Annotated in this window: 8 protein-coding genes and 2 pseudogenes; 8 read left to right on the forward strand and 2 right to left on the reverse strand. The window is 64.4% G+C overall.

Annotated features, from left to right (window positions below; all coding sequences use genetic code 11):
* A pseudogene (locus A5712_RS25205) lies at positions 1 to 192 on the forward strand (manganese transporter); the annotation flags it as partial.
* 447 nt (positions 193 to 639) lie between these two features.
* Here A5712_RS25205 and A5712_RS25210 read toward each other — a convergent pair.
* The gene (locus tag A5712_RS25210) at positions 640 to 1,461 is read right to left on the reverse strand and encodes an SDR family NAD(P)-dependent oxidoreductase (RefSeq protein ID WP_068111601.1); all 822 of its coding nucleotides are present in this window, start codon (positions 1,459 to 1,461) and stop codon (positions 640 to 642) included.
* Between the two features lie 410 nt (positions 1,462 to 1,871).
* Here A5712_RS25210 and kdpA (A5712_RS25215) point away from each other — a divergent pair, with 410 nt between their 5' ends.
* Positions 1,872 to 3,524, forward strand: a complete 1,653-nt coding sequence (kdpA, locus tag A5712_RS25215; RefSeq protein WP_068111605.1) for a potassium-transporting ATPase subunit KdpA — start codon at positions 1,872 to 1,874, stop codon at positions 3,522 to 3,524.
* A gap of 195 nt (positions 3,525 to 3,719) precedes the next feature.
* Here kdpA (A5712_RS25215) and A5712_RS25220 read toward each other — a convergent pair whose 3' ends face one another.
* Entirely contained in the window at positions 3,720 to 4,292 is a 573-nt protein-coding gene (locus A5712_RS25220; protein ID WP_068111608.1) for a DUF6611 family protein, read from the reverse strand.
* A 264-nt stretch (positions 4,293 to 4,556) separates the two neighbouring features.
* Between A5712_RS25220 and A5712_RS25225 the strand changes: the two genes are divergently transcribed.
* The 6 genes and pseudogenes from A5712_RS25225 to A5712_RS25250 form a co-directional block, all read left to right on the forward strand.
* On the forward strand, positions 4,557 to 5,855 hold the full coding sequence (locus A5712_RS25225; protein ID WP_231982241.1) for a DUF2254 domain-containing protein: 1,299 nt from the start codon (positions 4,557 to 4,559) through the stop codon (positions 5,853 to 5,855).
* Positions 5,856 to 6,192: 337 nt separating this feature from the next.
* Complete coding sequence (gene kdpF, locus A5712_RS31095; protein ID WP_156766765.1) at positions 6,193 to 6,282, forward strand: K(+)-transporting ATPase subunit F; 90 nt, start codon at positions 6,193 to 6,195, stop codon at positions 6,280 to 6,282.
* Complete coding sequence (gene kdpA / locus A5712_RS25235; protein ID WP_068111612.1) at positions 6,282 to 7,952, forward strand: potassium-transporting ATPase subunit KdpA; 1,671 nt, start codon at positions 6,282 to 6,284, stop codon at positions 7,950 to 7,952. Before kdpF ends, kdpA (A5712_RS25235) begins: the two co-directional genes overlap by 1 nt.
* Positions 7,952 to 10,102 (forward strand): potassium-transporting ATPase subunit KdpB, encoded by a 2,151-nt coding sequence (gene kdpB / locus A5712_RS25240; protein ID WP_068111614.1) that lies wholly within the window; start codon positions 7,952 to 7,954, stop codon positions 10,100 to 10,102. Before kdpA (A5712_RS25235) ends, kdpB begins: the two co-directional genes overlap by 1 nt.
* Position 10,103: 1 nt before the next feature.
* On the forward strand, positions 10,104 to 11,027 hold the full coding sequence (locus A5712_RS25245) for a potassium-transporting ATPase subunit C (protein ID WP_068111617.1): 924 nt from the start codon (positions 10,104 to 10,106) through the stop codon (positions 11,025 to 11,027).
* Between the two features lie 12 nt (positions 11,028 to 11,039).
* Positions 11,040 to 11,243 (forward strand): annotated as a pseudogene (locus A5712_RS25250) (hypothetical protein); the annotation flags it as partial.

Below are 11,243 nucleotides of genomic sequence, written 5' to 3' on the forward strand. Positions count from 1 at the left end.
CAGCCCGCCAAACCAGCCGCGACGCCGCCGGCACGTCCCGTCGACCGCAACACCTGGCGGATGCCGCCGCTGACGCTGCTCGAACCGGTCACCTGGTCCCCCGGCACCCGGCTCGGCATGATCGCCCTGCGCAGCTACCTGGTCGTCGGTGCGCTGCTGCTAGTCGTCAAAGCCATCCAACTCGGCCGCTGATGCGCCCGGCTCATGACAGGCAATACGATGCTCACGCCGCTGCGTCGAGAGTCGACCCTAGACCCCAATTACATCCCGCACTACAGCAACACCCAACAGATCATCGGTATCGCAGTCCTTGCGACGATCATCGTAGTGATGGTGGTGGCATTCATCATCGTGCAACATCGACGGGGCAGATAGGCCCCGGTCCACGCGAGACGCGCGCAAGCGAAAAGGGCGGTTGAACATCCCGCGCTGGAGAAGAGATCGCTTGAGGGACTTTCGATATCGAGCCAGGGTGGCCAATTGTGGCAATTCCAGGATTTCCGTCAGGCTCGCGATGCACCTCAAGCACTGCAACGCGACTGTGGGCCTGCTAGTTGAACGACGTCCACACCGGAATCCGTAACCGCCCCAACACGACTGCCTGGCATCTCGGTGCAGCAATCACGATGTTGAAATTTCTTAGTGAAGCGCAGACTCGACGAGGTCGGCGCTGAGTTTCTCCAGCCGGCCGCGAGCGCGCGAATTATCCACGAGCGCAGCGGCCTTCGTGAGGTGCAGACCGTCGTAGTACCCACCGTCGACCACGGGATAGGCGGGTGATCCGAGGGTGGCCATGATCGGCGCGGCCTCCTCGGCCGGCCGACCGACGCGGTCGTAGATGGGCAACAGCTGCGTGCGGTACACGCCGGGATGAACGCTGACGGCGGTGAACGAAGCGCCGCCCGCCTCAGCCAGCCACTTGCTGTACATCGTGAGGGCGAGCTTGGATTGCGCGTAAGCCGCCAGCGGCCAATACCGTTCGCCGGCGAGGTTCTTCCACTTGATGTTCCCCCCGACGTGCGTCGCCGACGACACGTTGACGACTCGTCCGCCGGCGGCGACGAGTAGCGGCACCAGCCTCGTGGTCAGCAGGTAGTGCGCGAGGTAGTTGACCTGGAAGGTCAGCTCGAGCCCGTCCTCTGTGTGGGTGCGCCCCTGGGGTGCGGCGACTGCGGCGTTATTGACCAGCACGTCCAGCGCCGGCAGGGTCGCGGCGAGCCGGTCGGCCAGGTCGGCGACCCCGTCCAGGCGGGCGAAGTCGGCGACGACCAGGTTCAGGCGCAGCGGCTCCGCTCCGTCCTCCACCAGCCGCGCCATCGCCTCCTCGCCACTGTCCTGGTCGGGAGCGTGCAGGTATACGGTCGCGCCGTTATCGGCGAACCGCCGGGCCGTTGCAAAGCCGATGCCGTTGGTGGCGCCGGTAACTAGAACAATGGGTGATTTTGAAAAACTCTTGGACATGACAACTTTCGAAGTCTTGAGATCTGACAGCGGGCGTCGCGCGATGCGACGCGAACGCAATCGGAAGGAACACGATAAGGAACGAATCGAGAAGGGTTGAAATGCGGGCGTTAAAGTCCCGGTTCAGAAGTTGATTCGGCTGCGCGACGGCGGTTCGTCGTCCCAGCCCACACCGTAGCGCTCCAGCACTGAGGGCACCGCGAGCGCGACAACCGTGGTGTGGGTCATGAGATGCATTGCAGCAGGCCGCGACCCGCGCGGGCAATGCCGCTTTACAACTTCTTGACCTGGCTGGCGGTGTCCTTGACGGTTTGTTGACGGCGATACGCGCCCAATACGCGTAGTTTCTCTTCGGACGGACCGGGATTGAATCAAGGAGCATTCCCATCGACAATCCATCTCAATGGGGAATGGCGGCCTCGCTGCAAGTCGCCGCGGTTGCTGTTTTGGTCGTGACTCTGCATGTGCCGCTGGGCGACTACATGGCCCGCGTCTACGCCGATACGCGGCATTGGCGCGTCGAGAAAGTGTTCTACCGGGTGATGGGGGCCCAACCCGAAGGCCAGCAACGGTGGGCGAAATACAGCGCATCGGTCCTTGCATTCTCCGCCGTCAGCGTGCTCTTCCTGTACGGGCTGCTATTAACACAGACACGACTGCCGGAGCCATGGGGGCACAAGGGCATGACGCCTGCGCTGGCTTTCAACACCGCGATCTCGTTCGTCACCAACACCAGTTGGCAGAACTACGCCGGCGAAACCACACTCGGCCACATCGGGTTGCTGGCCGGACTGGGTGTTCAGGCGTTCGCCAGCTGCGCGGTCGGAATGTGCGTCGCCGTGGCATTAATCCGAGGACTTTCGCAGTACCGAAACGAGCAGATCGGCAACTTCTGGGTCGACATGGTGCGAACGGTGCTGCGAATCCTGGTCCCGCTGTCGATCGTCGTTACTCTTATCCTGCTCGCACTCGGGGTGGTCAATAATCTGGCCGCGCCGCAAGACATCACGACGATCGCCGGCGGACACCAGAGAATTCTTGGCGGCCCCGTAGCGACATGGGAATCCATCAAGCTGATGTCGGGTGACGGCGGTGGCGCCTTCAACGCGAACAGCGCCCATCCCTTCGAGAACCCGACGCCGGTCACCAACATCGTCGAGATTGTTGCGATGCTCTTGGTTCCCGTGGCGTTCATCAGGACGTTCGGGGTGATGGTCGGCGATAAGAAGCAGGGTTGGGCGCTATTTGCCGCAGCCGCAACCTTGTTCGTGGTCGGCACCGCGGCGATCATCGCGTCGGATCTGATCACGAATGGCACCGCGATCCATGCCGTCGGTGCGGCAACGGAAGGCACCGAGACCCGCTTTGGGGTTCCCGGCAGCGCCGTCTTCGGTCAGGTCGCCACCGCCAGCGCCGACGGCGCGGCCAACTCCTCGTATGACAGCTACGCGAGCGCCGCCGGTGCCGTGCTGATGCTGAACATGATGCTCGGCGAGGTGGCGCCCGGCGGTGCCGGCAGTGGGCTCTACGGCCTGCTGATGATGACCCTGCTCGCCGTCTTCCTGGGCGGCCTGATGATCGGACGCACACCGGAATACCTCAAGCAGCGGCTCCATGCCCGCCACATCAAGCTCGTCAGCCTCTACCTATTGACTCTTCCGGCGGCGGTACTTATTGGAACGGCGGTGGCCGTGGCGCTGCCCGGTGAACGCGCCTCCATGCTGAACACAGGGTCCCACGGAACTTCCGAGGTGCTGTACGCCTTCACCAGTGCCGCGGCCAACAACGGCAGCGCCTTCGCCGGTTTTTCCGGCAACACCACGTGGTACAACGTCGGGCTTGCGCTCGCCATGGTGGTAGGACGGTTCCTGCCGATCATTGCCGTGCTCGCGCTCGCTGGAGCCTTCGCGTCCCAGCGGGCCGGTGTCATCACCGCCGGAACGCTACGCACGCACAGTCCGACGTTCGTTTTCCTCATCGTCGGTGCGACCGTGATCATCGTCGGGCTGGAATATCTGCCCGCGCTCGCGCTCGGCCCGGCGGCCGACGCGCTGCTCAGATAAGTTGGCCGATGACGACCAAAGCGATCATGGGCCTGAGATCGGCCGCATCACTTCCGTTTTAGGGTCGCGCTGTTCGCTTGTCTTCCCCCAGACCAGGATTCGAAGCGGGATCGACCGCTTCCGCGCCGACCCAAGTAGTAGACGGTCAGCAACACCGAAGCCGCGGCGACGGCCTCGGGAATCTGGGACAGGGTGTTAGACATGCGCAATCGCCTCAACTCGCTCGTAGGCTTCCCACCAGATGGCCTCGTGCTCGACCACGGAGACCGCACCAGTGGCCAGCATCCGGTCGGCACGGGTCAGCGCGCCGGCCAAGGTGCGCCACTCGGCGTACTTGTGTCGCTCATCCGCGTCGTCGCTGTTGGGTAAAAGGACAATCGACATCGACCTGACGCGCACCCGGAGGGGGCCGGCCCGGAAGAACAGGAGCGCGCCAACACCCACGTACGCGACCACGAAGATCTCCAGCATCGTGTCGGGTGAGGCCGCCGCGTTGCCCAGCACCATGATCGCGAGCAGCCCGAGCGCCGCGCCGGTTATCGGCCATCCCCGCCACAGGCGCGCCAGCCGGCGATCAGCGGTCGTGCTTCCAGGTGGGTAGATAGTCAACCGATAGCGCTGGACGCCGTAACTGCCAACCGTGGCATCGAACGATCCCCACTGGTGGGCGCCGTCGAGCAGCCGCGACCACCACTGCGGTCGCGCCGGTACGTTGTCGGTCGGCTGAAGTACACCCGGTCCAGGGCGTCGCTGCGCGGTCCTTCGCATGCATTCGGGTCTACGCCGAGTTCGCGGCACCGACTATTAATCCCAACGACATCTATACGCCCCGTGGCCCAACCTTTACGCCACCTTATCGACTGGGCGAGCGTGAACGGGGACGCTGCGGGCTGAAGCGGTCAGCGGAAACAGCTTGCGGTTGTCTGGGCCGGTCAGTTAGATATCCGCCGTGGTAGTGAATCGAGCGTCGGGGGCTGCACTGATGTGATGCCACGCCTTCGTGTGGTGTGGCCAGAGTGGCGGCGAGAAGAGGTGCGCACCAATCTCTGGTTGGTTCCTACGATTCTGATAGTCGGTGCGCTCGGGCTTTTCGCGCTTACCCTGCGGCTCGACAGGGCCGCTTACCAGGGTGAGTTCCGCGCCCCGTCGTGGGTGATCAGCGGCTCCGCCGACGCGGCGCGTCAACTCCTGACTTCGATTGCGGCGTCGGTAATCACCGTCGTCGGCATCGTCTTTTCCATCACGATCGTGACCCTGACGCTCGCATCAACCCAGTTCGGTCCGCGGATGCTGCGCAACTTCATCCGTGACCGCGGCACCCAGCTCACCCTCGGAACGTTCGTGGCGACGTTCGTGTATTGCGTCGTGGCGCTGGTCTCGATCGGCCCCGGCAATCGGGGCGAGTTCGTGCCTCACATATCCATCACGACCGCGTTCGGTCTGGTTCTCATCGATCTGGCGGTACTGATCTATTTCATCCACCACATCGCCACCCAGATCCAGCTGCCACAGGTGATCGCCAGCATCGCCAAGGACCTGGCCGAAGCCGTCGCGGCGCAGAGCAGCGATCGGCCGCGGCCCTCGACAAAGCTCACCCAGGGTCCCTCGCTCGAGGAGCTACTCGCCAGGATCGAAACCTCCGGCAGCGTCATTCGCACGCCCAAAAGCGGCTACCTGCAATTCATTCGGCATCAGACGCTAGTCCGCATTGCCACTGAGGCGGACGCGGTGATCAGGCTGCCCTATCGCCCGGGCCACTTCCTCGTCGAGGGCCGCGAACTGGCCAGTGTGTGGCCCGCCACCGCCACGGAGCAGGTGGCGGACTACCTGGCCCGCGCTCAGGCAACCGGGCCGCACCGCACGCTGACGCAGGACGTCGCGTTCGGTGTGGATCAGCTCGTCGAGATCGCCATACGCGCGTTATCGCCGGCGGTCAATGACACCTTCACCGCACTGACGTGCATCGACTGGCTCGGCGACTGCCTGTGCAAGATCGCACCGGTATGGACGCCCACCCAAATCCATCGCGACCATCTCGGGGCCATCCGCGTCATCTCCGATCAAGTCAGTTATGAGCGGCTGGTGCAGCGAGCCTTCGAGAAGATTCGCCAGGCCAGCCGCGGGATGCCCGCGGTGATGATCCGCCAGCTCGACGCCTTAACGACGATCATGGAGCAGACGACCGACCCCCAACGCGCCCAGGTCCTGATGGACCAGGCGGCGATGATTCACCGCGCCAATGCCGAATCGGTTCCCGATGAATCCGATCGCGCCGATGTCGACCGTCGATATGTCGCGTTGCGTGCTCTGCACGAACGGCTGAACGGATAGCACACCGCCTAGTTGTCGCACCCTTCACAGTGCTTGTCGCGCTTGGTAATTCAGGTACAACCGGCCCCCGGGACGGGTCACAGCGCTTTCGAACACATGAGCGCAAAGAAACCGTAAAGGCGCACTGCAACGCCGTTAGGAAAGTGTCAACCAAAGGCCCTATCCGGGAAACCCCGGCTAGTTTCAAGCTGACCTTGCCTCCGAGGGACTGCGCTGCGGCTGACTCGATGAGGTTTCAAGTGCTGAACGGAGACAAGATGGGCGTGTTGATCTACGTCTTGGTGACGATTGCGGTGTTTGCCCTCCTCGGCCTGACGCAGAAGTTGGTTGAGCGGCTGTGAGTTACGAAAACGTTGTCGGCTTGGTGCTTTCCGTCCTCCTGGCGCTGTACCTCGCCGCCGCCCTGCTGTTCCCGGAGAGGTTCTAGTGAGCACAACAACAGCGGGATTGTTCTTCCTCGCCTTCCTCGTCGTGGCGCTCGTGGTGGTGCATGTGCCGTTCGGCGACTACATGTATCGCGTGTACACGTCGGATAAGGACTCGTATGTCGAGCGGGTGATCTACCGGCTGATCGGTGTCGATTCGCGCTCGGAGCAGACGTGGGGCGCGTACGCGCGCAGCGTCTTGGCGTTCAGCTCGATCAGCATCCTGTTCCTGTTCGCATTCCAGCTTGTGCAGGACAAGTTGCCGTTGCACCTGCACGATCCGGCCACGAAGATGACGCCCGCGCTGGCATGGAACACCGCGGTCAGCTTCATCACCAACACCAACTGGCAGGCCTATTCCGGGGAGTCCACCGATGGCCATCTGGTGCAGATGGCCGGGTTTGCGGTGCAGAACTTCGCCTCGGCCGCCGTCGGCATGGCGGTGGCGATCGCATTGGTGCGCGGGTTCGCCCGGATGCGTACCGGAGACCTGGGGAACTTCTGGGTCGACCTCGTGCGCACGGTGCTGCGCATCCTGTTGCCAGTTTCGGTCGTCGGCGCGATCGTTCTCATAGCCGGTGGGGTGATCCAGAACTTCCACCTGCACGACCAGGTCGTCACCACCCTGGGCGGCGCCCAGCAGACGATCACCGGCGGCCCGGTGGCCAGCCAAGAAGTGATCAAGGAGTTCGGCACCAACGGCGGCGGGTTCTACAACGCGAACTCCGCGCACCCTTTTGAAAATCCGACGACGTGGACCAACTGGGTGGAGATCTTCCTGCTGTTGGCGATCAGCTTCTCGCTGCCGCGCACGTTTGGGCGAATGGTCGGCAGCCCCAAGCAGGGCTACGCGATCGCGTCCGTCATGGCGACGCTGTACGCGATCAGCGTGACCTTCATGATGTGGTTCCAGCTGCAGCACCACGGCACCGTGCCGACCGCCGTCGGATCGGCAATGGAAGGCGTCGAACAACGGTTCGGCATCGCCGACTCGGCGGTGTTCGCCGACTCGACGACGCTCACCTCCACCGGTGCCGTTGACTCGTTCCACGACTCCTACACCAGCCTCGGCGGCATGATCACGCTGTTCAACATGCAGCTCGGCGAGGTGGCGCCCGGTGGCACCGGCTCGGGCCTGTACGGCATGCTGATCCTCGCGGTAATCACGGTATTCGTCGCCGGGCTGATGGTTGGGCGTACTCCGGAATACCTCGGCAAGAAGATCAACCCGCGCGAAATCAAGCTCGCGTCAAGCTATTTCCTGGTGACACCGCTCATCGTCCTGATCGGTACGGCCATCGCGATGGCGCTGCCCGGCGAACGCGCCGGCATGCTCAACACCGGCCCGCACGGGCTGTCGGAGGTCTTGTACGCGTTCACGTCTGCCGCCAACAACAACGGGTCGGCGTTCGCCGGGATCAGCGTCAACACCAACTGGTGGAACACCGCGCTGGGGTTGGCCATGGTCTTCGGCAGATTCCTGCCGATCGTGCTCGTGCTCGCACTGGCGGGCTCGCTCGCCAAGCAGGGCCACACGCCGGAATCGGCGGGCACGCTGCCCACCCATCGTCCGCAGTTCGTCGGAATGGTGGCCGGCGTCACGGTGATCCTCGTTGCCCTCACTTTCCTGCCCATGCTCGCGCTCGGACCTCTCGCTGAAGGAATCCACTGATGACTGCAACCGCCATCGAATCGGGCGAAGAGACCCAGCCCGAACCGCCATTGAGCACCAAACGGGTACAGGGCGGCTTGCTTGACCCGAAGATGCTCTGGAAGTCGACGCCGGACGCGCTGCGCAAGCTCGACCCGCGCACCCTGTGGCGCAACCCGGTGATGTTCATTGTCGAAATCGGCGCCGCGTGGAGCACCTGGCTGGCGATCGTCAACGAAACCTGGTTCGCGTGGCTGATCGTGGTCTGGCTGTGGCTGACCGTGCTGTTCGCGAATCTCGCGGAGGCGGTGGCCGAGGGCCGCGGCAAGGCCCAGGCCGAAACACTGCGCCGCGCCAAAAGCCACACCGTGGCCCGGCGCCTCAGAAATTGGGAACCCGGCGGCACGGGCGTGGAAGACGAGGTGGCGGCGCCACTGCTGCAGCAGGGCGACATCGTTGTGGTCGAGGCCGGGCAGGTGATTCCGGGTGACGGCGATGTGGTGGAAGGCATTGCCTCGGTTGACGAATCGGCGATCACCGGTGAGTCGGCGCCGGTGATCCGCGAGTCCGGCGGCGACCGGTCGGCGGTCACCGGGGGCACCACGGTGCTGAGTGACCGCATCGTCGTGAAAATCACCCAGAAGCCCGGGGAGAGTTTCATCGACCGGATGATCGCGCTCGTCGAGGGCGCCAACCGGCAGAAGACCCCCAACGAGATCGCGCTGAACATCCTGCTGGCCGCACTGACGATCATCTTCGTCTTCGCCGTCGCCACGCTGCAGCCGCTGGCGATCTACTCGAAGGCGAACAACCCGGGCGTCCCGGACACCCAGGCGCTCGACGCAAGTGGCGTCACCGGGATCGTGATGGTGTCGCTGCTGGTGTGCCTGATTCCCACGACGATCGGCGCACTCCTGTCGGCCATCGGCATCGCCGGCATGGACCGGCTGGTGCAGCGCAATGTGCTCGCGATGTCCGGGCGCGCGGTGGAAGCCGCCGGTGACGTCAACACGCTCCTGCTCGACAAGACCGGCACGATCACGTTGGGCAACCGGCAGGCCGCCGCCTTCGTCCCCCTCGACGGAGTCACCGATGAGCGATTGGCCGACGCAGCGCAGCTGTCCAGCCTGGCCGACGAAACGCCGGAAGGACGCTCGATCGTCGTGTACGCCAAGCAGCACTTCGGGTTGCGCGCGCGCACTCCTGGCGAACTCTCGCAGGCGCAATGGGTGGCCTTTTCCGCATCGACGCGGATGTCGGGTGTCGACCTCGACGGACACCTGCTGCGCAAGGGCGCGGCCAGCTCGGTCGCGGAATGGGTACGCGCCCAAGGCGGTAACGTTCCATTGCAGCTCGGCGAGATCGTCGACGGCATCTCCGCGGGCGGGGGCACCCCGCTGGTCGTCGGCGAGTGCCTGAACGGCGAGGCGGCGGTACTCGGTGTCATCCACCTCAAGGACGTCGTCAAGCAGGGCATGCGCGAGCGCTTCGACGAGATGCGCAAGATGGGCATCCGTACGGTGATGATCACCGGCGATAACCCATTGACTGCCAAGGCGATTGCCGACGAGGCAGGCGTCGACGACTTCCTCGCGGAGGCCACGCCGGAGGACAAGCTGGCGCTGATCAAGCGCGAGCAGGAGGGCGGCAAGCTGGTCGCGATGACCGGTGACGGCACGAACGACGCGCCGGCGCTGGCTCAGGCCGACGTGGGGGTGGCGATGAACACCGGCACGTCGGCGGCCAAAGAGGCCGGCAACATGGTCGATCTCGACTCCGACCCGACCAAGCTCATCGAGATCGTCGAGATCGGCAAGCAACTGCTGATCACCCGTGGCGCCCTGACCACCTTCTCGATCGCCAACGACATCGCAAAGTACTTCGCGATCATCCCGGCGATGTTCGTCGCGCTGTTCCCCGGGCTGGACATGCTCAACATCATGCGGCTGCACAGCCCGCAGTCCGCGATCCTGTCGGCGGTGATCTTCAACGCGATCATCATCGTCATGCTGATCCCGCTGTCGCTGCGCGGCGTGCGCTACACGCCGAGCAGCGCGTCAAAGCTGTTGAGCCGCAACCTTTACATCTATGGTCTCGGCGGCATCGTCGCCCCGTTCATCGGGATCAAAGCCATCGACCTCATCGTCCAATTCGTCCCCGGGATGTCCTGACATGAAGTTCTCCAATTTCGTCCGCTTGCACTGGGCGGCCTTCCGCGCGCTACTGGTGCTGACCGTGATCACCGGCCTCGCCTACCCCGTGTTCATCTGGCTGGTCGCCCAGATACCGGGGCTGCACGACAACGCGGAAGGGTCGATCCTCACCGCGAACGGCAAGCCGGTCGGCAGCCGTCTGATCGGTCAACTGTTCACCGACAAGGACGGCAACCCGCTGCCGCAGTACTTCCAGAGCCGCCCCTCGGCGGCCGGTAACGGCTACGACCCGACGTCCTCGGGCGCAAGCAACCTCGGGCCGGAAAGCATTGTCGACACCCCCGCCGACCCTGCGCAATTGACGGCAGGCAAGTCCGCCTCCGACGCGGGCTTCAAGCCCAGCCTGCTGACCCAGGTGTGCACGCGCAGCACCGCGGTGGGACAGCTGGAGGGTGTCGACGGATCACGCCCGTTCTGCACCGGCGGCGGCGTCGGCGCGGTGCTGTCGGTGATCGGTCCCCGCGACGCGGCCGGAAACGTCGTCCATCCGACCCGCGTCGTCAGCGTCAACGAGCCGTGCCAGTCGACTCAGACCCCGTTTCTCCCCCTGTACCAGGGTGTCAAGGTCGAGTGCGCCAAGTACGGCGAGGACTACACGATCGGCCAGATCGTCCCCGTCCGCGGCGCGGCACCCGCAAACCCGGTCGTACCCGCCGACGCAGTCACCGCCAGCGGCAGCGGTCTGGACCCGCATATCTCGCCGGCCTACGCCGACATCCAGGTCGCACGGGTGGCAAAGGCCCGGCACGTCAGCCCGGATCAGATCCGTGCCGTCGTGGCGCGGTTCCGCAGCGGGCGAGACCTCGGGATCTTCGGCGAGCCGACGGTGAACGTGCTGCAACTCAACCTGCAACTCGATCACCAGTATCCGGCCTCGAGCTAATGCCTTAGGGGGATGATGGTTGACGTGAGCGTGACCGACCACCATCCGAAGCGCGGGCAACTACGCATCTACCTCGGTGCCGCACCTGGTGTCGGCAAGACGTACGCGATGCTCGGTGAGGCGCACCGGCGTCTGGAACGCGGCACCGATGTGGTGGCGGCCGTGGTCGAGACCCATGGGCGGGCGAAAACCGCCGAGCTGCTTGACGGTATCGAG

It is taken from the genome of Mycobacterium sp. E2327, from assembly GCF_001672675.1.
Lineage (GTDB): Bacteria > Actinomycetota > Actinomycetes > Mycobacteriales > Mycobacteriaceae > Mycobacterium.

Excerpts from the sequence above, each read along its gene's own strand:
- A5712_RS25210 (WP_068111601.1), bottom strand. The coding sequence starts at position 1,461 with ATGTCCAAGAGTTTTTCAAAATCACCCATTGTTCTAGTTACCGGCGCC.
- kdpB (WP_068111614.1), top strand. The coding sequence starts at position 7,952 with ATGACTGCAACCGCCATCGAATCGGGCGAAGAGACCCAGCCCGAACCG.
- kdpA (WP_068111605.1), top strand. The coding sequence starts at position 1,872 with ATGGCGGCCTCGCTGCAAGTCGCCGCGGTTGCTGTTTTGGTCGTGACT.
- A5712_RS25220 (WP_068111608.1), bottom strand. The coding sequence starts at position 4,292 with ATGCGAAGGACCGCGCAGCGACGCCCTGGACCGGGTGTACTTCAGCCG.
- A5712_RS25245 (WP_068111617.1), top strand. The coding sequence starts at position 10,104 with ATGAAGTTCTCCAATTTCGTCCGCTTGCACTGGGCGGCCTTCCGCGCG.